This is a genomic window from Nocardioides convexus, assembly GCF_011090295.1.
This window is the reverse complement of record NZ_JAAMYA010000001.1, coordinates 4,024,546-4,047,295: the sequence shown is the minus strand read 5'-3', so window position 1 is coordinate 4,047,295 and position 22,750 is coordinate 4,024,546. Positions and strand designations below refer to the sequence as shown.

Sequence of the window (22,750 nt, the reverse complement as noted above, 5' to 3'; positions counted from 1 at the left end):
AAGGCCCGCCACCCCTGCGGGTGGCGGGCCTTCGGCGTTGCTCAGCGTGTCAGAGCGACTGCAGGATCTCGCGCGCGAGCGCCGCGGTCGCGGACGGCGTCTTGCCGACCTTGACGCCGACGGCCTCGAGGGCCTCCTGCTTGGCGGCCGCGGTGCCGGCGGAGCCCGACACGATGGCGCCGGCGTGGCCCATGGTCTTGCCCTCCGGGGCGGTGAAGCCCGCGACGTAGCCGACGACCGGCTTGGTGATGTTCTCCTTGATGTACGCCGCGGCACGCTCCTCGGCGTCGCCACCGATCTCGCCGATCATGACGATGACCTTGGTCTCCGGGTCGTCCTCGAAGGCCTGCAGGGCGTCGATGTGCGTGGTGCCGACGATCGGGTCGCCGCCGATGCCGATGGCGGTCGAGAAGCCGAAGTCCCGCAGGCTCGTACATCATCTGGTAGGTCAGCGTGCCCGACTTGGAGACGAGACCGACCGGGCCCTTGCCCGCGATGGTGTGCGGCGTGATGCCGGCCAGCGACTCGCCCGGGGTGATGATGCCGGGGCAGTTCGGGCCGATCATGCGGGTCTTCTTGCCCTGCAGGTACGACCACACCTCGGCCGTGTCCTGGACCGGGACGCCCTCGGTGATCACGACGATCAGCGGGATCTCGGCGTCGATGGCCTCGATCGCGGCGTCCTTGGTGAACGCCGGCGGGACGAAGAGGACCGACACGTCGGCGCCGGTCTCCTTGATCGCCTCTGCGACCGTGCCGAAGACCGGCAGACTCGACGTCGGCGCCCTGGGCGTCCTTGTGGGTGACGGTGGTGCCGGCCTTGCGGGCGTTGACACCGCCGACGATCGTCGCGCCGGAGTCGAGCATCAGGGCGGTGTGCTTGGCACCCATGCCGCCGGTGATGCCCTGGACGATGATCTTGCTGTCCTTGTTGAGGTAGATGCTCATGTTCTTCTCTCCCGGCTCAGGCGTTCGCCAGGCTCGGCGGCCTTGTCGGCCGCGCCGTCCATGGTGTCGACCTGCGTCACGAGCGGGTGGTTCAGACTCGTTGAGGATCGCGCGGCCCTGGTCGACGTTGTTGCCGTCGAGACGTACGACGAGCGGCTTGGTCGCCTTGTCGCCGAGCAGACTCGAGCGCGCCCTTGATGCCGTTGGCGACCTCGTCGCAGGCGGTGATGCCACCGAAGACGTTGACGAAGACCGACTTGACCTGCTCGTCGTTCAGGATGACGTCGAGGCCGTTGGCCATCACCTGGGCGTTGGCGCCGCCGCCGATGTCGAGGAAGTTGGCGGGCTTGACGCCGCCGTGCTTCTCGCCGGCGTAGGCGACGACGTCGAGGGTGCTCATCACGAGACCCGCGCCGTTGCCGATGATGCCGACCTGGCCGTCGAGCCTTGACGTAGTTGAGACCGAGGTCCTTGGCCTTCGCCTCGAGCGGGTCGGCCTCCTCGCGGATCTCGAACGCCTCGTGGTCGGGGTGGCGGACCTCGGAGGCGTTGTCGTCGAGCGACACCTTGCCGTCCAGGGCCTCCAGGCTTTGTCGCCGGCGAGGCGAGCGAGCGGGTTGACCTCGACGAGGGTCGCGTCCTCCTCGACGAAGACCTTGTAGAGGGCCTCGATCATCTCGACGGCCTGCTCGAAGACGGCCTCGGGGAAGCCGGCCTCCGTGGCGATCTCACGCGCCTTGGCGCTGTCGACGCCCGCGCCCGGGTCGATGGCGATCTGCTTGACGGCGTCGGGGTTGGTCTTCGCGACCTCCTCGATCTCGACACCACCCTCGACGGAGGCGATGCAGAGGTACTGCCGGTTCGACCGGTCCAGCAGGAAGGAGAAGTAGTACTCCTCCTCCGGCGGGGTGGCCGGGGTGACGAGGACCCGGTTGACCGGGAGGTCCTTGATCGTCAGGTTCAGGATGTCCGTGGCGTACTGGAAGGCCTCGTCAGGGGTCTTCGCGAGCTTGACGCCGCCCGCCTTGCCGCGGCCGCCGGCCTTGACCTGCGCCTTGACGACGGTGACGCCGCCGATCTGCTCGGCCGCCGCCTTCGCCTCCTCGGCGGTCTCGACGACCACTCCGAGGGTCGTGGCCACACCGTGCTTCGCGAAGAGCTCCTTCGCTTGGTACTCCATCAGGTCCACTGATACGTCCTCACATCTGGGTCAGAGGTTGGGTGCGCACACCTTCCGCGCCCCCGGGCACACTAGTCCTGACCCACGAGTAGGACGAGTCCGGGCCGTGGTACGTGACACGGGTCACGGCACTTCCCCACTTCGGCGGCCCCGTAAGGTGCCCCGGACGTACGATTTCAAGCCTGTGCCGCTATCGGATATGGTCGGCACGCATGTTTCACCCGGCTGTCATCCGACAGCCACCTCGGTCAGAGCCACTCGGGTTTCTCGGACGAGAAGGTGCGGGTCGAAACGGGCCTGCACGATCGTCCCCCAAGGAGTCAGCAGTCGAATGGGTAGCCACCGAGCGGATCACCGCGCGCCGCGACCCGGCTCCTCGACCCCCTACGCGGGCAAGCGAGTCGCCCAGCGCACGGAGTCCGAGGCGCCCTCGTCGTACGTCGGCAAGCGGGCGGCACGTCCCGTCGCCGCCGAGCCGGTGCGCAGCGAGGTCGCCGAGCCCGTCGTACGCCCGGCCGAGCGGACCCCCACGGTCGAGCCTCCCGGCGCTGCGCGACATCGCGATGTTCGACCCGCTGACCGACTCCTCGACCACGCAGACTCAAGGCCGTCGAGCCCGCCGGGAAGCGCCGCGCCGTCAAGCACGCCGGCTCCCGCGGCCCGCTCTTCAAGACCCTCCCCAGCATCCCCGTCGCGGTCGGCGTCGCGACGATCGCCGTCGCGATCGGCGGCGCCGTCGTCTCCGCGGACCCGCAGACTCGCCTCCGCCGGCGACCGGGTCACCGCCGCCAACGCGGTCACCGGCTCCTTCGGCAACGGCTCGGTCACCGAGCGGGTCGCCACGGTCAGCCGCGACTCCGAGCGCGACACCCTCGCCCAGGCCTCCGGCACCGACCTGGTCGCCGAGGCCGAGCGGTCCGCGCAGGAGCGCAACACCGCCCTCGACGACCTCGCCAAGGCCGCCGAGAAGGAGGCGGCCGAGATCGCCCTCAACCGGTGGGTGCTCCCGCTGCACGCCTACCGGCTGACCGCGAAGTTCGGCGAGTACGGCCTGTGGTCGAACTACCACACCGGCCTGGACTTCGCCGCCCCCGTCGGCACCCCGATCTACGCCGTCACCAACGGCACCGTCTCCTCTGCGGGCTTCGACGGCGCCTACGGCAACAAGACCGTGATCACCCTCGACGACGGCACCGAGTTCGTGGTTCTGCCACCAGTCGGCCTTCAACGTGTCGGCGGGCCAGAAGGTCCGCGCCGGCCAGCCTGATCGGCTACGTCGGCGCCACCGGCCACGTCACCGGCCCGCACATGCACCTCGAGGTGCGCCCCGGCGGCGGCGACCCGGTCGACCCGGACGCCGCGCTGCGCCAGCACGGCGTCACTCCCTGACGCATTCCGGCCCCTGAGGCCGGACCCTGGTGCCAGGGTGAGGCATGGCCGTCGACAGCCCTGCCGAACGTGACGACTTCCAGCGGGAGGTCGACGAGGCGCTGCGCCACAAGCGCACCTTCGCGAACGTTCTCGCCCTCGTCACGCCCCTGGTGGCACTTGCCCTGAGCGTGCTGGGCTACGTGGCCATCACCGGGAGCCGCGGCACCAGCCCGTGGACCCGCGACCTCGGCGCCGACTGGGCGGACTGGGCGCACGGATGGGCGTCCCCGACCCAGGTCAACGCCACCGTGGTCGGCTTGCTGACGGCCGCGCTCACCCTCTACGTCGCCACGGCCCTGCAGTCCATCGGCCCGGACATCAGTCCCTCCGGTGCGGCCTCCCGCATCCTGCTCGACGACATCACCCTCCTGACCTGCGTGGCCGGCGCCGTGATCGCCTGGGTCCTGGCGGCCGGCGCCGGTTGGCACGCGGACACCGCGCTGGCCTGGGGGCCGGCGGTCGCCACCGCGCTGCTGCTGTCGGTCCTGGCCGCCAGCACGGAGTCGCGTGCGCTGACTCGTCGGCAGGACCACTACGCGCTGCTCCGAGCACGCCGCCACCTGCAGGACGCCGTGGGGTCCGCGCCGCAGGCTCAGCCTGGACCCGCGCCTTCCCCTGGCTGTGGGCTGCGGGGCTCACCGTCGTCGCCACCACCCCTGCAGCCATCGGGCTGGGCATCGCTTTCTCAGCGCCGTCCACGGTGGCCGTGCTGACCCTGCTGGTGGCGGCGGTCTGGCTCGTGCTGATCGCGACCCTCTGGGACAGTGTTGCCCGAATCCGCTCCTACCAGGTCCGGTACGACCAACGGATCTCGAGCGAGATGACCATGACCGGCGGGTGCGACGCTGCGCTCCTCGCCCTGCTGATCCTCGTCACGTCCGGGACCAACGCCTGGGGCGTGGCCAGCCTCGCGGTGGCTCTCCTTGCCGGTCTCGTCCCGGTGCGGTTCCCGATCGCCGAGCGACTGCGCGACCGTCAGCCTGCACCGCCACCTGGCCCAGGTCGAGAAGGAGCTCGACCGCGCGCGCACCCGGCTCGCCGCGCTACCCGACCCGCCCACGCCACCGACCAGCGGCGCCCCCGCCTGGCTGTCCGACGACGACCTCGCCTGGGTGATCCAGATCGGCGGACTGCGGATCCTCCGCTTCAGGGCCGGGCCGGGCTCTGGGTAGGCCGCGCGCCGTACCCGCCCGGACGGGATCGCCTTTGCCCTAGAGCTTCTCGACCGGCGCGTAGCGCAGCAGCAGTCGCTTCACCCCGTCCGAGCCGAAGTCGATCGAGGCGACGGACTTCTCCCCCGCGCCCTCGACGGACACGACCGTGCCCATGCCGAAGGAGTCGTGGGTGACCTTGTCGCCGGGCGCGAGCACGGGGACCGGGCGCGACGACTTGGACTTCGAGGCGGCGTCGGCGCGGGCCGCGGCGGAGCCTGAAGTTGCGCCGGCCGGCGGCGGTGGGGGCGCCGAGGCGGTTGCCGGAGGGGCCGTCGTCGTACCGGCCACCCGAGGAGCCGTACGACGAGGGCCGGTTCCACCGCGTCTGGTCGGCTTCCGTACGACGCCAGTCGACCAGGTCGACGGGGAGCTCGTTGAGGAAGCGGGAGCCGGGGTTCATCGAGGGCGCGCCCCAGGCGGAGCGGACCATCGCGCGGGAGACGTAGAGCCGCTGGCGGGCGCGGGTGATGCCGACGTAGGCGAGCCGGCGCTCCTCCTCCAGGCTCCGGGCGATCACCGAGGGCACGCGAGTGCGGGAAGACGCCGTCCTCCATGCCGGTCAGGAAGACGACCGGGAACTCCAGGCCCTTGGCGGTGTGCAGGGTCATCAGGGTGACCACCCCGGTGTCCTCGGGCGCGTCCGGGTCGTCAGGGTCGGGCGCGTCGGGGATGGAGTCGGCGTCGGCGACGAGGGCGACCCGTTCGAGGAAGTCCCCGAGGCCCACCTCCACCACACCGGCGTCGACGTCGGCGGGGTCGGCGGAGGGCCCGGCGACCGGGTCCTCGGCGAACTCCCGGGCGACGGCGACGAGTCTCGCCGAGGTTCTCGATCCGGGTCGCGTCCTGCGGGTCGTCGGAGTCCTCCAGGCTGGCGAGGTAGCCGGAGCGGTCGAGCGCGGTCTCCAGGATCACGTCGGGCCGCTCGTCGGCCTCGACCATCTGCTGCAGGCTCGGTGAGCATCTTGACGAACGCCTCGATGTTCGTCTGGCTGCGGGTGGCGAGCCCGGGCGCCTCACCGGCCCGCTGCAGCGCCTCCCAGAAGGTGATCCGCTCGCGGTCGGCGAAGCCTGGTGATGGCGAGCACGGCGCGGTCGCCGATCCCGCGCTTGGGGGTGTTCAGGATCCGTCGCAGCGAGACCTGGTCGTCGGGGTTGACCAGCGTGCGCAGGTAGGCGAGCGCGTCACGGACCTCGCGCCGCTCGTAGAAGCGCACCCCGCCGACGACCTTGTAGGGCATCCCGGTGCGGATGAAGATCTCCTCGAACACCCGCGACTGCGCGTTGGTCCTGTAGAACACCGCGACGTCGGAGGGCTTCAGCCCGGTGTCGGTGAGCTTTGTCGATCTCCCCGGAGACGAAACGGGCCTCGTCGTGCTCGTCGTCGGCGACGTACCCGACGATCTTCTCGCCGTCGCCCGCGTCCGACCACAGCCGCTTGGGCTTGCGGCTCTCGTTGCGCTCGATGACGGCGTTCGCGGCGGTCAGGATCGTCTGCGTCGAGCGGTAGTTCTGCTCCAGCAGCACCGTCCGCGCGTCGGGGAAGTCCTTCTCGAAGTCCATGATGTTGCGGATGTCGGCGCCCCGGAAGGCGTAGATCGACTGGTCCGCGTCGCCGACGACCATCGACTCGGCCGGCGGCACCCGGTCGGCGGGTACGCCGTCGAGCGTGTCCGGGTCGTGCTCCTCCAGGTCCTGCCCGCAGAGCCTGGTGGATGAGGGCGTACTGCGCGTGGTTGGTGTCCTGGTACTCGTCGACCAGCAGGTGCCGGAACCGCCGCCGGTAGGTCTCGCGCACCTCCGGCTTGAGTCTGGAACAGCCGGACCGTCTCCATGATCAGGTCGTCGAAGTCCATCGCGTTGGCCTCGCGCAGCCGCCGCTGATAGATCTTGTACGCCGCGGCGTAGGTCTCGTCGATGCTGTTGCGGGCCTCCGCGGCCACCTCGTCGGGGTCGCGCAGGCTCGTTCTTGTGGTTGCTGATCCAGTGCAGCACCGGGCCCGGCTGGTAGCGCCGGGGGTCGAGCTCGAGGTCGTTGCAGACCAGGGTGATCAGCCGCTTCTGGTCCTGGGCGTCGTAGATCGAGAAGTTCGACTTCAAGCGCTCGTAGCCGAGGTGCTCGACCTCCTTGCGCAGGATCCGCACGCACGCGGAGTGGAAGGTGCTCACCCACATGATCCGGGCGCGGTTGCCGACGAGACCGGCGACCCGCTCCTTCATCTCCGCCGCGGCCTTGTTGGTGAAGGTGATCGCGAGGATCGAGCCCGGGTGCGCCTTGCGGACGGCGATCAGCCAGGCGATCCGCCGGGTGAGCACGCGGGTCTTGCCCGAGCCGGCACCGGCGACGACGAGCAGGGGGCTGCCCTCGTGCCGGACCGCCTGGCGCTGGGGGTCGTTCAGGCCGTCGAGGAGCGAGTCGGCGGTGAGGGCGGGCGGCGCGGCGGTGGTCTCAGACATGCTGCGACCAGCCTACGGCGCCGTACCGACTGCCGGTGCGGGCCGGTTGCTCAGCGGTGGACGGGCGACCAGAGCACCGCGATGCAGACCTCGGCGACGGCCAGCACGAGCAGCCCGGCCCACAGGCCCTGCGGGATCCGCGCCTTGCGCATGTTGGCCATCACCAGGACCAGCAGGACCAGCCCGATGACCAGACTTCACGCCCACCTTGGCGTGGTTCACCGGGTCGTCGCCGCCCTCGAGCACCCCGACGAGCAGCAGGCCGGCCAGGAACGCCGTGCCGATGCCGTCGCGCATCACGCCGGTGACCTTCTTCTCCCCGGGCCCCACCTGCGCCAGCAGACCGCCGATCAGTGCCGAGAATCCGAGGATGTGGACGATGAGCAGGATCAGGCGCAGGGTCTCCATGGCCGAACTCTAGTGTCCGGGTCAGCGGCCCGTCGCACTGAAGTGCTGGTAGTCCTTGAGCGAGACTCCACGACCCGCCCCAGGACCAGCCGATCCGGGCGAACTCGCGCACGACCAGGTCGCCCGCGTGGATGATGCCGGGCTGCGTGCGGCTCCGGTCGAGGTACGCCGAGGCGCGCTCGGGAAGCACCACATCGCCCTTGCTGTAGGGGTTGAGGAACGGGTTGACGTCGACCGCCAGCCCGTAGGCGTGCGCCGACCGAACTCGTCGCGCCGCGCGTCGCGCGGCACACCAGCGCGGCGGTGTCGTTGCCGTCGCCGGTCGGCTCCGCCTCGAGGTCGGCGGTCGTCGGCAGCCGCATCTCCTCGATCGGGTAGCCCGCCGCGAAGAGCGCCCGGAAGACCGAGACCACGCCCTGCGCCTCCTTCGCCGCCAGCACCAGGCTCCCCCGTGTGCGCCTTCTGGTCGAAGCCGCGGAAGGAGACGGTGAGGTAGCGCAACCCGGACAGGGCGACCGGGCACGCGGGCGACCAGGTCTCCCCCATCCGCTGACGGATCGCATCGGTCACCGGCCCGATCGTCGCGTGGAACCTCCCGTCTGCGGGCGGCGGCAGGAGGTCCTTCGTCGGGAACAGCCGGTTGCGCAGCGCCTTGGGCGTGGGCCGGATCTCGCCGAAGCCCGCGGCGGTGCGGGGCAGGACGTGGACCCCCAGCTCCCAGTCGGAGTACGCCGGGCCGGGGGCCGCGCCGGCCGTCGGGGACGCCGTGCGGGTGGGCGTCGCGCTGCTGGCCGGCGGGCTCGGCGTACGGCTGGACGAGGCGCTCGGGGACCCCGAGGGCTCCGCGACCGGGTCCTGCGCGTCCGAGCACCCCGCGAGCAGCACCGCCGCGGCGAGCACCGCGACGAGCCGCCTCACAGCAGCCGCCGGTCCGAGGCCCAGCGGGTCAGGCTCGTGCCGCGAGGAGAGCCTGCAGCTTGCGCAGCACCGAGGACATGTGGGTCTCCACGGTCTTGATGGAGATGAACAGGCTCCTTGGCGACCTCCTTGTAGGAGTAGCCGCGCGCGATCAGCCGCATCACCTCCCGCTCCCGCTCGGTGAGCCGGTCGAGGTCCTCGTCCACGCTCGCCAGGTCCGCGGAGAGCCCGGCGCCGGCGAAGGCGTCGAGCACGAAGCCCGCCAGCCGCGGGGAGAAGACCGCGTCCCCGTCGGCCACCCGGGCGATCGCGTCCACGAGCTCGGGGCCGGTGATCGTCTTGGTGACGTAGCCGCGGGCCCCGCCGCGGATGGTGCCGATGACGTCCTCGGCGGCGTCGGAGACCGACAGCGCGAGGAAGCGCACCTCGGAGTCGTTGACCCGGCGGATCACCTCGACGCCACCGCCGCCGGGCAGGTGCACGTCGAGCAGCACGACCGCCGGCCGGTGCTGCTTCACGGCGGCGACAGCCTCGTCGACGTCGGCAGCCTCGGCCACCACCTCGACCCGGCCGGCGCCGGTGGCACCGAGACCGGCGCTGACGCCGCGGCGGAACATGGCGTGGTCGTCGACGACCACCACGCGCACCGGCTCACTCATCGGACTCCTTCGCTCGTCGGTCCAGGTGCAGCCGGACCTCGGTTCCCTCGCCCGGTGCGGAGCGGATCTCCGCCCGGCCGCCGTGCCGCTCCATGCGGTCGATGATGCTGCGTCGTACGCCGAGCCGGTCCTCGGGGGTCGCGTCCGGGTCGAAGCCGGCGCCCCGGTCGCGCACGAAGACGTCGACGGCGACGGGGGTGATCTCGGCGTAGACGTCCACCCGCGGGACGCCCGCGTGCTTGGCGGCGTTGGTGGTGGCCTCGCGTGCGGCCATCACGACCGGGCGGGCCTGCTCGTCGTAGTCGCAGTCGCCGACGGCGACCACGTCGACGGTGATGCCGTAGGCGTCCTCGATCTCGGCCGCGGCGGCGCGCAGGGCGCTGGCGACCGTGGCCTCGTCGAGGGACTCCCCGGCGTAGAGCCAGGCCCGCAGGTCGCGCTCCTGCGAGCGGGCCAGCCGGGCGGCGTCGGCGGGGTTCTTCTGGATCAGCGCGAGGGTCTGCAGCACCGAGTCGTGCAGGTGCGCCGCCACGTCCGCGCGCTCCTGGGTGCGCACCCGCTCCTCGCGCTCCTCGCTCAGGCTCGGTCATCAGCCGGTAGACGAAGGGCCCGACGACGATGCCGATGCCGCCGATGCCCAGCAGGATCGCCAGCGTCGCGTCCCGTGCCACGGACAGCGAGCCGTCGCGCAGCGCGAAGAGCAGCATCGCCACGACGACCAGCGCCAGACCCGCCGCGATCCGGGCCCAGGCGGCCCAGCCGCCGCCGCCGAGCACGACCCGGGCCGGGTCCACCTTGCCGGTGGCGTCCAGCCAGCGCTCGCGCTGCGCCTCGTCGGCCTGGCGCCACAGCAGCGCGACGCCGACCACGGCGATCGCGACCGGCCACAGCCACCAGCCGGTGCCGAGCAGCGCGCCCACCGCGAAGATCGCGCCCACGCCGAGGACCGCGAGGATGACGACCGGACCGATGTCGGAGAACCGCCGGCCGCGCCGGCCCGGCCGGCGCCCGTCCCGGCTCGCGCTCTCCAGCCCGGGCGCGAGCACCGAGGGCGGAGGGCCGGCGGGGAGCATGACCCACAGGACGGCGTACGCCGCCACCCCGGAGCCACCGAGGAAGGTCATCACGACGAAGGCGGCCCGCACCCACAGCACCGGTACGGCGAGGTGCGCGGCCAGTCCCGCCGCCACCCCGCCGAGCACGGGCGAGCGCAGGTCGCGCCAGGCGCGCCGGGTCTCCCGGGGCGCCGGCGCGGCGGCAGGGGCGCTCGCGGTCGCAGTGCTCGTCATGATGGCTCCATCGTCACACAGCGGATGGCACCGGAGCAGGGGGAACGACCCTGGTCCGACCCTGAGCCGCGACCCCGGCGGATACGGCAGGATCAGGGCTTCCCCCGATGGCGCACGGCGCCCGACGACAGCAGGCTTGAGGGCATGACTTCACCGCACGACACCGAGACAGGTCCCGAGGCGCCCCCCGAGGGCCCCCGGGTGACCCGTGACGAGATCAAGGACCTCAGCCGGCTGCGCCGCAGCCGTGCCGATCGCAAGATCTCCGGTGTCGCAGGCGGCATCGCCCGCCACTTCGACGTCGACCCGCTGCTCGTGCGGGTGGCGTTCGTGATCCTCACCTTCTTCGGTGGAGGCGGCATCCTGCTGTACGGCGTCGCCTGGGTCCTCGTCCCCGAGGAGGACACCGGCGACACGGTGATCCGCACCGACGACAACGTGCGCAACGTCGCGCTGATCATCACCGGCATCGTCGCGATCGCCTCCGTGGTCGGCGACTCCTTCGGTGGCCTCGACCTGCCCTGGCCGCTGCTCGTGGCCGGCCTGGTCCTGCTGGTGGTCTTCGGCGGCAAGCAGGCCAAGGAGAACCGCGCCGCCGGGCTCGGCAACGGGACGAGTACGCCGCCGCCTCCGCCGGGCGCGCCGACGTACTCCAGCCTACCGGCCGGGCCCGGTCGCCGCGCCCCGGCAGCGCGACCCGCGCAAGCGCGGCCCCCTGCTCTTCCCCTTCACCTTCGGCCTCGCCGCACTCGGCGTCGGCGTGGTGGCGACGCTCCAGGCTCGCCGGCGTGGAGGTGGTGCCGTCGGCGTACCCGGCCACGGTGCTCGGCGTGGTCGGCGTGATGCTCCTCGTCGGCGCGTTCTACGGCCGGGCCGGCGGGCTGATCCTGATCGGGCTGGTGGCAGCCGTCGCGACGGCCTCCACCGCGGCGGTCGACAACCTCAGCGCCGGGCAGGAGACGCCGACCCCGCGGACCGCGGCGGCGCTGAAGGACAGTCTACGACCTCGGCGTCGGCGAGATCGTCCTCGACCTGACCAAGATGGACCCCACCGAGTCGGCGGCGCTGGACGGCCGGACGGTCGGCATCGACCTCAACGTCGGTCACATCCGGGTGATCGTCCCCGACGACGGCCTCCGGGTGGACGTGGACGCCTCGATCGAGGCCGGCGAGGTCGTGCTCTTCGGCGAGAAGACCGACCGCTCCACCAAGAAGCCGTACGGCGACACCACCGACCCGCACCTCACCATCGACGCCGACATGTACCTCGGCCAGATCGAGGTCATGACCGAGAAGGAAGCGGCATGAGCACCTACGACCACATCGAGCCCGAGCGTCCCCGCGAGGAGCCCCAGCCGGTCAGCGGCTGGCACCCCGTCAACGTCGGCCACCTGGTGATGGGCGTGGCGTTCGTCGGCCTGGTCGTGGTGTGGGCGCTGGTCCGCAGCGACACCGTGCAGGCTCGAGGAAGCCGGCTGGATCCTCGGCCTGCCGTGGTTGGCGGCGGGTGCCGCCGGCCTGCTCGCCACCGTCCTGCGCCGGCGTCCGCCGCTCGACCACCACACGTCGGGCACCATGCAGGGGTGGCAGTAGCGATCCCCCACCTGGCCGGCCTGACCTCGCTCCGCGCACGCGAGCACCCCGAGCTCCCTCGCCCCGCCCGTGGCCGCGGCCCTGGCCGCGTGGCCGGAGGCCGACGGCGTCGCGGTCGTCGAGATCGATCCCGACCTCGCGGACACGGCAGCGATGAGCGCGGCGTACGACGTCCCGATGGAGGCCGGCGCCAACTGCGTCCTGGTGGCGGGCAAGCGGGAGGGCGAGGAGCGCATCGCGGCCTGCCTGGTGCGCGCGGACACCCGGGCGGACGTGAACCACACAGTGAAGCGCCTGCTCGACGTCCGCAAGCCGTCCTTCCTGCCGCTGGAGCGGGCGGTCGCCGAGTCCGCGATGGAGTACGGCGGTATCACCCCGGTCGGTCTCCCGACCGGCTGGCGGCTGCTGGTCGACACGCGCGTCGCCGACATCGAGGTCGCCGTGATCGGCTCGGGGCTGCGCCGCTCGAAGGCTCCTCGTGCCGGGCAGCCTGCTGGTGCGGCTGCCCGGCGCCGAGGTCGTGGAGGGCCTGGCGGGCTAGCGCCGGGACACGTAGCCGGTGGCTCAGTGCTCGCCGAGCCCGGTGACCCGGATGCCCGAGTGCACCTTGTACTTCCGGTTGATCGAGATCAGCACGGCGGTGAAGGGCTCGAGCACCCGCGCGAGGCGGAGCCTTGCCACCGTCGACGCCCGGCCGGCCGGTGACGGCGGCGGCGAGCTCGATCGCGACCTGCTTGCCCTCGGCCGTGTCGCCGACGACGATCACGTCCTCGTCCAGGAACTCGTCCTCGCCCCAGAGCCCGACGGCCGAGACGTTGTGGAAGGCGCCGACCACGGTCGCCTCGGGCGCGAGGCGCGCCGCGGACTCCGCTGCCGACCCCTCGCCGCCGTCGATGACCTGACCGTGCGCGCCGCGCTTGTCGAAGGCCAGCGGGTTGACGCAGGAGATGACGGTCTTGCCCGCGAGCGCGTCGGCGAGGGAGGCGACGAGGTCGTCGTGGCCGTCGTAGGGGACGGCGAGGAGGACGACGTCCGCGGCGGCGATCGCGTCGGCGTTGGCCGCGCCGCGGGCGGTCCCGGCACCTGGTACGCCGGCCGGGCGCTCGGTCACCTCGGCGGCGACGGTCTCGGCCTTCTCGGCGGCGCGGGAGCCGAGCACGACGTCGTGGCCATGCCGGGCGAACCGGTAGCCCAGGCCCTTGCCCTGGGGGCCGGTGCCGCCGATGACGGCGACGGTGAAGCGGGCGGTGGTCTCAGTAGTCACGCTTTCCTCCTATCACGGCCGCGCCCGGCGTACCGGGCGGAGGTCTCGCCCAGGGAGACCATGGACATTGTGACAGTATTACTGTCACAGTTGTGCTGGCGGGCCCGATCCGCTCTCTCAGTCGTCGATCTCGGCCACCGGCCGGAAGGGAACTCCATGAAGGCTCTCGATGCCCCTCGTCTACGCGGGCAACCCGCGCGAGTCGGCCGACCAGGTCGTCGCGCTGGAGAAGGCCGGCCTGGACACGATCTGGGTGGCCGAGCCCTACGGCTTCGACGCGCCCACGCTCATGGGCTACCTCGCCGCCAAGACCGAGACGGTCGAGATCGGCGCCGGCATCCTCAACGTCTACTCCCGCACGCCGGGCGCCCTGCTGCAGACCGCGGCCGGGCTCGACAACGTCTCCGGCGGCCGCGCGGTGATCGGCCTCGGCGCCTCGGGACCCCAGGTCATCGAGGGCTTCCACGGCCTGCCGTACGACCGCCCGCTGACCCGCACCCGCGAGGTGATCGAGGTGCTCCGCGCCGGTCTGCGCGGAGAGCGCCTGGACTTCCAGGGCAAGACGATCCAGGTCCCCCTCCCCGAGGGCCAGGGCCTCGGCCTGGGCAAGCCGCTGAAGGCTGCTCAACAAGCCCGAGCGCGCGGACCTGCCGCTGTGGGTCGCGGCGCTCGGCGACAAGAACGTCGCGATGACCGCGGAGGTCGCCGACGGCTGGCTGCCGTTCCTCTACTACCCCGAGAAGGCCAAGGACGTGTGGGGCGAGGCACTGGCTCGCGGCGCGGCCAAGCGCTCGGCGGACCTGAAGCCGCTGGAGATCTCCGCCGGCGGCATGGTCGCCATCGGCGAGGGTCCCGAGACCAAGGCCCTGCTCGACTTCATGCGCCCGCTCTACGCGCTGTACGTCGGCGGCATGGGCGCGCGCGACAAGAACTTCTACAACCAGGCTGGCCTGCGAGTACGGCTTCGAGAAGGAGGCCAAGGAGATCCAGGACCTCTACCTCTCCGGCAAGAAGAAGGAGGCCGAGGCACTGGTCCCGCTCGAGTGGCTGGAGGCCGGCAACCTGGTCGGCCCCGCGTCGTACGTCAAGGAGCGGATCGCGGCCTTCCGGGAGTCCGGCGTGACCAACCTGTCCGTCGCGCCGGCGTCCGACGACCCGGCCGGCACCATCGCACAGATCAAGGAGTGGGTGGTCGATGCCCGAGCGTCCCAGCATCTACGAGACCGAGCACGAGGACTTCCGCACGACGGTGCGCGCCTTCATGGAGCGCGAGGTCATGCCGTACCACGACCAGTGGGAGAAGGACGGCGTCGTCGACCGCGAGGTCTGGCGCAAGGCCGGTGCGGCCGGCCTGCTGTCCTTCGAGGTCCCCGAGGAGTACGACGGACCCGGCATCAAGGACTTCCGCTACAACGCGATCGTGGCCGAGGAGACCGCCCGGGCCGGCGCGAGCGGCCCCGGCTTCGCCGTCCACACCGACATCATCGTGCCGTACCTCGTCGCGATCGGGAACGAGGAGCAGAAGAAGCGCTGGCTCCCCGGCACCGTCTCCGGCGACATCATCACCGCCATCGCGATGACCGAGCCCGGCGCGGGCTCGGACCTGCAGGGCATCCGCACCACGGCCGTCGACAAGGGCGACCACTACGTCCTCAACGGCTCGAAGACCTTCATCAGCAACGGCATCCTGTCCGACCTGGTGATCGTCGTCGCGCGGACCAACCCCGACGCCGGCGCCCACGGGATCAGCCTGCTGGTCGTCGAGCGCGGCATGGAGGGCTTCACCCGCGGCCGCAACCTGGAGAAGGCTCGGCCTCAAGGCGCAGGACACCGCCGGGTCGAGCCTTCGACAACGTCGTCGTGCCGAAGGAGAACCTGCTCGGCGAGGAGGGCCAGGGCTTCATCTACCTGATGCAGAACCTGCCCCAGGAGCGGATCTCGATCGCCACCATCGCCGTGGCCGCGATCGAGCACGTGCTGGACCTGACGCTCGACTACGCCAAGACCCGCGAGGCCTTCGGCAAGCCGATCGGCAAGTTCCAGAACACCCGCTTCGAGATCGCCGAGATGGCCACCGAGGCCTACATCGCGCGGGTCTTCGTCAACCACTGCATCGAGCGGCTCAACGCCGGCGACGTCGACACCGCCCTGGCCTCGATGGCGAAGTGGTGGACCACCGAGCCTGCAGAAGAAGATCGTGGACCAGGGCCTGCAGGCTGCACGGCGGCTACGGCTACATGCTGGAGTACCCCATCGCCAAGGCCTACGCCGACACCCGGATCCAGACGATCTACGGCGGCACGACCGAGATCCAGAAGGAGATCATCGGCCGGTTCCTCGGCCTCTGAGGCTCCTGCTCGATCCACCAGCAGCGCCCCGGGACGTCACGTCCCGGGGCGCTGCGGTGTCTGGTGGGGTGCGGGACGGCCAAGAACGCCAGCCTCACCGTCAACGGCCAGACCCAGTTCATCTTGACGGTGCTGGTGATCGGAGCCGGCACGGACTACGCCCTCCTGCTCGTCGCGCGCTACCGCGAGGAGCTCAGGCGCCACGAGAACCGGCACGAGGCGATGGCCTTCGCCCTGCACCGGGCGGCGCCCGCGATCCTCGCCAGCGCCGCCACCGTCGTCGTCGGCCTACTCTGCCTGATGTTCGCCGACCTGAACTCCACCGCCGGCATGGGCCCCGCCAACGCCGTCGGCGTCGCGGTCACCTTCGTGGTGATGGTGACCCTGCTCCCCGCCCTGCTCGTCATCTGCGGCCGGTGGGTGTTCTGGCCCTTCGTGCCGCGCTTCGGCAGCGAGGAGCCCACCGCCTCGGGCCTGTGGGCCCGGGTGGGCCGCGGGATCGCCCCTCGCCCCCGCATCGTCTGGGTCGGTACGGCGGCCGCACTCGCCGTCGTGTGCCTGGGCTTCCTGCGCCTCGACACCAGCGGCATCCCGAGCGACGAGCAGTACACCACCACGCAGGACTCGGTGACCGGCCAGAAGATCCTCGTCGAGCACGGGCTCGTCGACGCGAGCACGCCGGTCCAGGTCGTGGCGAACGCCGACGAGGCCGGCGCCGTCGTCACCGCCATGTCGAGGGTGAAGGGCATCTCCGGGCTGGTCTTCGACCTGCTCTACGGACGCGAGCACACCGATCCCGGGTCCCGCTGTTCGCCTTCGTGTTCCTGGTCGCCCTGGGCATCGACTACAACATCTTCCTGATGACCCGGGTGCGGGAGGAGGCCGCGGTCCACGGCACCCGCAGGGGCTCGCTCATCGCGCTCTCCTCGACCGGTGGTGTGATCACCTCGGCGGGGCTGGTGCTGGCCGCGACCTTCGCCATGCTGGGCACGATGCCGATGACCTTCACCCTGCAGTCTGGGAACGACGGTGGCGCTGGGCGTCCTGCTCGACACGATCATCGTCCGATCCGTCCTGGTCACCGCGCTGAACCTCGACCTGGGCAGCAAGATCTGGTGGCCGAGCAAAGCTCGACTCCGGGACCGCGGTGGTCGAGCCGCCGGCCACGGAGCAGGACAAGGTCCCGGCAGGGGTCTGAACGCCGCCTACCATGCTCCCACGGGTCGTACGGGCGGCCCGTGGGAGCAAGGGGACACGATGAGCGACGGAAACGGGCCGATCTGGCCGGCGGACCAGCCCACCAACCCCGGCGGACGGCCGACCGGGCCGCCGCCGTCGGGCCCGCCGCGGATGCAGCCGCCGACCGCGCTCCCGCCGCAGCAGTGGGGCGGCCCGCCCCAGGGCCCGCCGCAGGGCCCGCCGCAGGGCCCGCCCGCGCCGCCGTACGGCGGACCTCCTCCCGGCTACCCCGGTCACGGCGGCTGGGGTGGCCCGCCGCAGCCCCGCAAGAGCCGGGTGGGCCTGATCGTCGGGGGCGTGCTCGCCCTGGTCCTGGTGATCGGGCTGGGCGTGAGCGGCTTCCTCTACTTCACGGGCAAGGCTCGGCTTCGGGCCGCTCAGCGCCAGCGACAAGGCCGCCGCGAAGTCGATCTCCGACGGCATCGAGAAGCCCGCGTGGGCCAGCGACAGCGACGTCGAGTGCGCGGTCGACGACCTCGTCCACCAGCACCGCGCGGGCGGCCCGGAGGAGCGCGGCCTGGTGAGCGGCGGCGGCGAGGACTGGAAGTACACCGGCGAGTGGAAGCGTGCCGACGCCACGGCGTTCTACGACGAGTTCGCTCGACTGCACCGACGACTGGGCCGAGCAGGTCGGCAAGGAGTGGAAGGCTCGACGACACCGACTGCCTCGACGAGATCGGCTCCTCCACGATGGCCGCGTACTTCGCCCAGGACGGGCTGAAGGCTCACCGACGGCGGCGACGCCGCCGAGGAGGACCGCAAGCAGGCCGTCGAGAAGGCTCGACAAGTGCTACGCCAAGGCGCCCGCGGCTCCGCAGGCCACGGCCACTCCCGGCTACCGCTCGGTGACCTTCACCTTCACCCAGGCGGCGCCCGAGGGCGGCACGGTCGTGCTCAAGACCGGCGGCGAGGGCAAACTGGTCCCCGCTGAGCGGTACGACGACCGGCGTCGACACCGAGGAGGGCGGCGCCCGGGCCTGTGTCCAGGCGCAGGCCGAGGCGTCGTACCCGTGGGGCTCGACGATCGCCACCGAGAAGCAGTTCTGCGGGACGGCGAAGCCGAAGCGGATCTACTGGACCAAGGCGGCGAAGTGCACCGCGGGGCCGGGCTGCTACGCGTTCAGGCTGCAGTACGAGGGCTTCAAGGACTTCGCCCAGGTCACCGCGCGCTACACCAGCAACGGCGGCAGCTTGCATGGCCGTGAGCGGCAGCTGCACCGACACCGTGCCGGCCCTGCCGGGCGGTCGGGGGACCGTGACGACCTGGAGCCTTCCCGGGGTCGTACCGTGGGAGGCTTCGTGGCCCGGGTGGGTGGCCTGAAGGCCAAGCTCGCCCAACTGAGGTGGCACCCCGCCCCGCAGGGTGGAACACGTTCTAGTTTGGGGAGGGATCCAGTACCGTGAGCACTGTCATGACCGATGGCCCGACTCCCCAGCAGATCCGCCGGGCGCTCGCACGCGCCGAGCGCGGAGCGGCCCTCGACGTGACGGAGGCGGAGGTCCTGCTGGCCGCGACCGGCGCCGACCTCGACCGGCTCGCGGCCGCTGCCGCGAAGGTCCGCGACGCCGGGCTGGCCGCCGCCGGGCGTCCCGGCGTGGTGACCTACTCCCCCAAGGTGTTCATCCCGGTCACCAAGGCTGTGCCGGGACCGGTGCCACTACTGCACGTTCGTGGAGACGCCGGCACAGGCCGCCCGGGAGGGCCGTGCGCCGTACCTCTCGCCCGACGAGATCCTCGACATCGCCCGCCAGGGCGCGGAGCCTGGGCTGCCTGGAGGCGCTGTTCACCCTCGGGGACCGGCCCGAGGAGCGCTGGCCCGAGGCCCAGGCGTGGCTCGACGAGCAGGGCTACGACTCGACGCTGGCCTACATCCGGGCGATGGCGATCCGGGTGCTGGAGGAGACCGGCCTGCTGCCGCACCTCAACCCCGGCGTGATGTCGTGGGAGGAGCCTGAACCGGCTCAAGCCGGTCTCGCCCTCGATGGGGATGATGCTCGAGACCACCTCACGTCGGCTCTTCGAGACCAAGGGCCTGGCCCACTTCGGCTCCCCCGACAAGGACCCCGAGGTCCGGCTGCGGGTGCTGGAGGACGCCGGCCGGCACGGCATCCCGTTCACCACCGGCCTGCTCGTCGGGATCGGCGAGACGCTGGCCGAGCGCGCGGAGACGATCTTCGCGCTGCGCGCCAACGCCCGGGCCTACGGCGCGGTGCAGGAGGTCATCGTCCAGAACTTCCGCGCCAAGCCGGACACCGCGATGCGCCACGTCGACGACCTCGACCTGGCCGAGTACCGCGCCGCCATCGCCGTCACCCGGCTCGTCCTCGGCCCCAAGGCGCGGATCCAGGCGCCACCCAACCTCGTCGACCTCGCGGAGTGCCGCGCGCTGCTCGAGGCCGGAGTCGACGACTGGGGCGGCGTCTCCCCGCTCACGCCCGACCACGTCAACCCCGAGCGGCCGTGGCCCTCGCTCGACCGGCTCCGCTCGATCACCGCGACCTGCGGCTTCGACCTGCGCGCACGGCTCACCGTCCACCCCGAGTACGTCGTCGGCGCGCTCCGCGACGGTCAGGCCTGGATCGACCCCCGGCTGCACGCCCACGTGCGCGCCCTGGCCGGACCGGACGGCCTGGCCGTCCCCGGCGTGAAGCCGGCCGGGCTGCCCTGGCAGGAGCCGGACGTGGTCCTGGAGTCCGCCGGCCGGACCGACCTCTTCGCCGCCGTCGACACCGAGGGCCGCACCGAGGACCGGCGCAGCGACTTCGGCTCCGTCTACGGCGACTGGGGCGCCGTCGGCGAGGCCGCTGCCGTCACCGGCGCCCCCGCCGTGCTGCACGCCGAGGGCGGCGACGCCCTGCGCGCGGCGGAGGCCGACCCCGGCAACCTGTCCGACGAGCACGCGCTGACCCTGATGACCGCCGAGGGCGACCTGCTCCGCTCCGTCGTACGGCTGGCCGACGAGCCTGCGCCGCGAGGCGGTCGGCGACGACGTCACCTACGTCGTCAACCGGAACATCAACTTCACCAACGTCTGCTACGTCGGCTGCCGCTTCTGCGCCTTCGCCCAGCGCAAGACCGACGCCGACGCCTACTCGCTGTCCTACGACGAGGTCGCCGACCGCGCCCAGGAGGCGTGGGACCTCGGTGCCACCGAGGTCTGCATGCAGGGTGGCATCGACCCGGAGCCTGCCCGCGTCGGCGTACTTCGACATCGCCGCCGCGGTGAAGAAGCGCGTCCCCGGCATGCACGTGCACGCCTTCTCGCCGATGGAGGTCGTCAACGGCACCGCCCGCACGGGGCTGTCCATCGAGGACTTCCTGATCAAGGCGCGCGAGGCCGGACTCGGCTCGCTGCCCGGCACCGCGGCCGAGATCCTCGACGACGAGGTCCGCTGGGTGCTCACCAAGGGCAAGCCTGCCGACCCGCACCTGGGTCGAGATCGTCTCCACCGCGCACCGGATCGGGCTGCCGACGACGAGCACGATGATGTACGGCCACGTCGACAACCCCCGGCACTGGGTCGGCCACCTCAACGTCCTCAAGGGCATCCAGGACCGAGCCCTGGACAACGGCGGCACCGGGTTCACCGAGTTCGTGCCGCTGCCCTTCGTGCACACCAGCGCGCCGATCTACCTCGCCGGTGTCGCCCGGCCCGGGCCGAGCCTGCGCGACAACCTCGCCGTGCACGCGATGGCGCGGATCCTGCTGCACGGACGGATCGCGAACATCCAGACCAGTCTGGGTCAAGGCTCGGCGTCGAGGGCACCCGGGCGATGCTGAGCGCCGGCGCCAACGACCTCGGCGGCACGCTGATGGAGGAGACCATCTCGCGGATGGCCGGCTCCGAGCACGGCTCGGCCAAGACCGTCGCCGAGCCTGGTCGAGATCGGCGCGGGCATCGACCGCCCGGTGCGCGAGCGGACGACGCTCTACGGGCTGCCCGCGCGGGACTGACCCGCGGCGGCGGTACGACGCGCGCGCCACGCCTGCAGGCGGGCCCAGCCGCGCCGTACCAGTCGCCAGGCGAGCCACAGCACCGCCAGCCCCGCCACGAGCAGGACCAGCGCCACCCCGGCGGCCGCGACCGGGTGCTCCACCGCGAACCACACCACCGCGAGCACGGCGGCGTCCTCACCGAGACTGATCCCGATGTTGGTGAACGGCTCCGGCACGGTGTTGACCGCCATCCGGGTGCCGGTCTTCACCGAGTGCGACGCGAAGGCGCTGCCCCCGCCGACGACCCCGCCCACCAGGCTCGTTCAGCGAGGTGGAGTCGCCTGCGATGAGCACGCCGACCACCCCGCCGACGACCGGCCGGATCGCGGTGGACACGACGTCCCACACGGAGTCGACGTACGGGATCTTGTCGGCGACGAACTCGAAGGCGTAGAGGACTGCGGCCACGGCCAGCACCTCCCACCGGCCGAGCACGTCAGGGACCTGGGGGAAGGTGCCGACACGGTCGGCCAGACCCAGGACGAGGACCACGAGATAGGCTGTTGATCCCGCTGGCCCAGCCCGAGGAGAAGGCGAGGGCGAGTGACTCCACGCCGACAGCGTAGGACGAACGCACCTTCGGGTACTGCAGGCGCATGACCAACAACGATCCCGAGACCTACGAGGGCTACAGCGTCGACGACGAGGACCAGGCTCCAGCCGGAGGACACCCTGGTCGGTGACGACGTGGAGGACGAGCTCGACCGCGGCTACTCCCCGCCGGAGAAGTACTCCCCCGCGCAGAAGTACGGCACCACGCACTGGGAGCAGACCCATGACCGCCCGCTCGACGACCGGCTCGCCGAGGAGGTCCCCGAGCCCGACCCGTTGGCGGAGGAGCTCGACGAGGACGGGCTCCCGCACGACGCCGAGGAGGAGGGCGTGGACGTCGGCGACGACCGCGCCGGACGCCTGGTCGCGCCGGACGAGGGTCTGGGCGAGGACACCGAGAAGAGCCTGGTCGCCGAGGACGTCGGGATCGACGGCGCCGGGGCCAGCGCGGAGGAGGCGGCCATGCACGTCGTCCCCGAGGACGGGACCGGGGCCGACTGAGCCCGTCCGGGCCCTGACGGACACTGCGGGGCGGGTGTGCGGAGATCCGCGCACCCGCCCTCTCGCGTCAGCGCACGTCGAGCCACACCATCCGGTGGTCGGAGGTCGGGAACGGGTAGGCCCCGGTGAGCCGGTAGAGCGGGTCGGTGGTCGCCGGCCAGAACACCCCGCCCCCGACGGGCCGGAGCCGGCGCGAGGGCAGGACGTAGTCGACCCGGAGGTTGCCGGGCGTGCTGTCGGCGAAGTCGGCGGTGTCGAGACGGGGGTCGCCGGTCTGGGCGAGGTTCGCGCCGCCCTGCAGCACGGCGGCCTCGGGCGCGCCGGCCGAGGACGGGGGCAGCCGGCTGTCGATCTGCGGGCTGTCGAGCAGGCTGGCGCGCGGCGTGGTCGACGGAGTCGCCGTCGTTCGGGTCGGCGTTCATGTCGCCGGCGATCACGAAGCCGGCCCCGGGGCGCAGGCCGCCTCGGCGGCCGGCGTCGTCGTAGATGTAGCGGCTGCGGGCCGGCCCGGCGACGTAGTCGGCCCAGAACCGGATCTCGTCGTGGTTGCGGGTGCCGTTGCGGTCCTCCGGGCCGTCGAAGGTCGGCGGCGTCGGGTGCGAGACGAGGAAGTGCACGGTGCGCCCGGGCAGCCGGATCGGCAGGTCCCAGTGCGACTTGGAGGAGAGCCGGAGGACCGCCTGCTCGGCGGGTGAGTACCAGTCGCGGGGCGCGGAGGTGGCCGGGTCGTCGGGCAGCAGGGCACCGGGCATGT

The 22,750-nt window shown here is 72.0% G+C and carries 17 protein-coding genes and 11 pseudogenes; 15 read left to right on the top strand and 13 right to left on the bottom strand.

Annotated elements, in window-relative coordinates; genetic code table 11:
• Positions 1–49: 49 nt before the first annotated feature.
• A pseudogene (gene sucD, locus G5V59_RS30085) lies at positions 50–948 on the bottom strand (succinate--CoA ligase subunit alpha).
• A pseudogene (gene sucC, locus G5V59_RS30080) lies at positions 945–2,137 on the bottom strand (ADP-forming succinate--CoA ligase subunit beta). Before sucC ends, sucD begins: the two co-directional pseudogenes overlap by 4 nt.
• 322 nt (positions 2,138–2,459) lie before the next feature.
• On the opposite strand from sucC, the gene G5V59_RS30075 reads away from it, so the two are divergent.
• From G5V59_RS30075 to G5V59_RS30065, 3 genes are all read left to right on the top strand, one after another.
• Entirely contained in the window at positions 2,460–3,395 is a 936-nt protein-coding gene (locus G5V59_RS30075; protein ID WP_278258906.1) for a M23 family metallopeptidase, read from the top strand.
• A 166-nt stretch (positions 3,396–3,561) separates the two neighbouring features.
• The gene (locus G5V59_RS30070) at positions 3,562–4,272 is read left to right on the top strand and encodes a hypothetical protein (protein ID WP_278258905.1); all 711 of its coding nucleotides are present in this window, start codon (positions 3,562–3,564) and stop codon (positions 4,270–4,272) included.
• A 210-nt stretch (positions 4,273–4,482) separates the two neighbouring features.
• Positions 4,483–4,731 carry a hypothetical protein gene (locus tag G5V59_RS30065; protein WP_278258904.1) on the top strand — a complete coding sequence of 83 codons (249 nt, stop codon included), beginning with the start codon at positions 4,483–4,485 and terminating at the stop codon, positions 4,729–4,731.
• 39 nt (positions 4,732–4,770) lie between these two features.
• Here the strand turns inward: G5V59_RS30065 and pcrA are convergent.
• The 7 genes and pseudogenes from pcrA to G5V59_RS30035 form a co-directional block, all read right to left on the bottom strand.
• Positions 4,771–7,227 (bottom strand): annotated as a pseudogene (pcrA, locus tag G5V59_RS30060) (DNA helicase PcrA).
• A 12-nt stretch (positions 7,228–7,239) separates the two neighbouring features.
• Positions 7,240–7,635 carry a hypothetical protein gene (locus G5V59_RS30055; RefSeq protein WP_278258903.1) on the bottom strand — a complete coding sequence of 132 codons (396 nt, stop codon included), beginning with the start codon at positions 7,633–7,635 and terminating at the stop codon, positions 7,240–7,242.
• Between the two features lie 21 nt (positions 7,636–7,656).
• Positions 7,657–8,553, bottom strand: coding sequence for a hypothetical protein (locus tag G5V59_RS30050; RefSeq protein WP_278258902.1), 897 nt, complete (start codon positions 8,551–8,553; stop codon positions 7,657–7,659).
• A gap of 28 nt (positions 8,554–8,581) precedes the next feature.
• Positions 8,582–8,644 carry a hypothetical protein gene (locus tag G5V59_RS38035; RefSeq protein ID WP_341351340.1) on the bottom strand — a complete coding sequence of 21 codons (63 nt, stop codon included), beginning with the start codon at positions 8,642–8,644 and terminating at the stop codon, positions 8,582–8,584.
• Positions 8,645–8,678: 34 nt separating this feature from the next.
• Positions 8,679–9,212, bottom strand: a pseudogene (locus G5V59_RS30045) (response regulator transcription factor); the annotation flags it as partial.
• A complete protein-coding gene (locus tag G5V59_RS38030) occupies positions 9,205–9,537 on the bottom strand; it encodes an ATP-binding protein (protein WP_341351339.1) in 333 nt (110 codons plus the stop codon). The pseudogene G5V59_RS30045 and the gene G5V59_RS38030, both read right to left, overlap by 8 nt.
• A 796-nt stretch (positions 9,538–10,333) precedes the next feature.
• Positions 10,334–10,501, bottom strand: a pseudogene (locus G5V59_RS30035) (PspC domain-containing protein); the annotation flags it as partial.
• 201 nt (positions 10,502–10,702) lie between these two features.
• Here G5V59_RS30035 and G5V59_RS30030 point away from each other — a divergent pair.
• Positions 10,703–11,344 (top strand): PspC domain-containing protein, encoded by a 642-nt coding sequence (locus G5V59_RS30030; protein WP_278258901.1) that lies wholly within the window; start codon positions 10,703–10,705, stop codon positions 11,342–11,344.
• 761 nt (positions 11,345–12,105) lie between these two features.
• Positions 12,106–12,635: pseudogene (locus G5V59_RS30025) on the top strand (YbaK/EbsC family protein).
• A gap of 192 nt (positions 12,636–12,827) precedes the next feature.
• Here G5V59_RS30025 and npdG read toward each other — a convergent pair.
• Positions 12,828–13,358: pseudogene (gene npdG / locus G5V59_RS30020) on the bottom strand (NADPH-dependent F420 reductase); the annotation flags it as partial.
• Positions 13,359–13,527: 169 nt separating this feature from the next.
• Between npdG and G5V59_RS30015 the strand changes: the two are divergent.
• The 9 genes and pseudogenes from G5V59_RS30015 to G5V59_RS29975 all read left to right on the top strand — a co-directional run.
• A pseudogene (locus G5V59_RS30015) lies at positions 13,528–13,881 on the top strand (LLM class flavin-dependent oxidoreductase); the annotation flags it as partial.
• A gap of 166 nt (positions 13,882–14,047) precedes the next feature.
• Positions 14,048–14,287: pseudogene (locus G5V59_RS30010) on the top strand (LLM class F420-dependent oxidoreductase); the annotation flags it as partial.
• A 266-nt stretch (positions 14,288–14,553) separates the two neighbouring features.
• Positions 14,554–15,270 carry an acyl-CoA dehydrogenase family protein gene (locus tag G5V59_RS30005; RefSeq protein WP_278258900.1) on the top strand — a complete coding sequence of 239 codons (717 nt, stop codon included), beginning with the start codon at positions 14,554–14,556 and terminating at the stop codon, positions 15,268–15,270.
• Positions 15,219–15,833 carry an acyl-CoA dehydrogenase family protein gene (locus G5V59_RS30000; RefSeq protein WP_278258899.1) on the top strand — a complete coding sequence of 205 codons (615 nt, stop codon included), beginning with the start codon at positions 15,219–15,221 and terminating at the stop codon, positions 15,831–15,833. Before G5V59_RS30005 ends, G5V59_RS30000 begins: the two co-directional genes overlap by 52 nt.
• The gene (locus G5V59_RS29995; protein ID WP_278258898.1) at positions 15,770–16,567 is read left to right on the top strand and encodes an MMPL family transporter; all 798 of its coding nucleotides are present in this window, start codon (positions 15,770–15,772) and stop codon (positions 16,565–16,567) included. The genes G5V59_RS30000 and G5V59_RS29995 overlap by 64 nt, the downstream gene beginning before the upstream one ends.
• A pseudogene (locus tag G5V59_RS29990) lies at positions 16,567–16,668 on the top strand (hypothetical protein); the annotation flags it as partial. The gene G5V59_RS29995 and the pseudogene G5V59_RS29990, both read left to right, overlap by 1 nt.
• 67 nt (positions 16,669–16,735) lie before the next feature.
• A complete protein-coding gene (locus tag G5V59_RS29985; RefSeq protein WP_278260370.1) occupies positions 16,736–17,794 on the top strand; it encodes a hypothetical protein in 1,059 nt (352 codons plus the stop codon).
• The gene (locus tag G5V59_RS29980) at positions 17,791–18,150 is read left to right on the top strand and encodes a hypothetical protein (RefSeq protein WP_278260369.1); all 360 of its coding nucleotides are present in this window, start codon (positions 17,791–17,793) and stop codon (positions 18,148–18,150) included. The genes G5V59_RS29985 and G5V59_RS29980 overlap by 4 nt, the downstream gene beginning before the upstream one ends.
• Positions 18,151–18,357: 207 nt before the next feature.
• Positions 18,358–20,901, top strand: a pseudogene (locus G5V59_RS29975) (bifunctional FO biosynthesis protein CofGH).
• Here G5V59_RS29975 and G5V59_RS29970 read toward each other — a convergent pair.
• Both G5V59_RS29970 and G5V59_RS29965 read right to left on the bottom strand, forming a co-directional pair.
• Positions 20,877–21,152, bottom strand: a complete 276-nt coding sequence (locus G5V59_RS29970; RefSeq protein WP_278258897.1) for a DUF4126 domain-containing protein — start codon at positions 21,150–21,152, stop codon at positions 20,877–20,879. The pseudogene G5V59_RS29975 and the gene G5V59_RS29970 sit on opposite strands and share 25 nt — an antisense overlap.
• A complete protein-coding gene (locus tag G5V59_RS29965) occupies positions 21,079–21,435 on the bottom strand; it encodes a DUF4126 domain-containing protein (protein WP_278258896.1) in 357 nt (118 codons plus the stop codon). The genes G5V59_RS29970 and G5V59_RS29965 overlap by 74 nt, the downstream gene beginning before the upstream one ends.
• Positions 21,436–21,630: 195 nt before the next feature.
• On the opposite strand from G5V59_RS29965, the gene G5V59_RS38025 reads away from it, so the two are divergent.
• Entirely contained in the window at positions 21,631–21,996 is a 366-nt protein-coding gene (locus G5V59_RS38025; RefSeq protein ID WP_341351067.1) for a DUF5709 domain-containing protein, read from the top strand.
• Positions 21,997–22,063: 67 nt separating this feature from the next.
• On the opposite strand, the gene G5V59_RS29955 is transcribed toward G5V59_RS38025, so the two are convergent.
• Positions 22,064–22,300 carry an endonuclease/exonuclease/phosphatase family protein gene (locus tag G5V59_RS29955; RefSeq protein ID WP_278258895.1) on the bottom strand — a complete coding sequence of 79 codons (237 nt, stop codon included), beginning with the start codon at positions 22,298–22,300 and terminating at the stop codon, positions 22,064–22,066.
• Positions 22,301–22,750 lie beyond the last annotated feature (450 nt).

Bases quoted from the DNA above. Each gene is read 5' to 3' on its own strand.
- G5V59_RS30075 (WP_278258906.1), top strand. From the start codon at position 2,460: ATGGGTAGCCACCGAGCGGATCACCGCGCGCCGCGACCCGGCTCCTCG.
- G5V59_RS30055 (WP_278258903.1), bottom strand. From the start codon at position 7,635: ATGGAGACCCTGCGCCTGATCCTGCTCATCGTCCACATCCTCGGATTC.
- G5V59_RS30005 (WP_278258900.1), top strand. From the start codon at position 14,554: ATGCCCGAGCGTCCCAGCATCTACGAGACCGAGCACGAGGACTTCCGC.
- G5V59_RS30070 (WP_278258905.1), top strand. From the start codon at position 3,562: ATGGCCGTCGACAGCCCTGCCGAACGTGACGACTTCCAGCGGGAGGTC.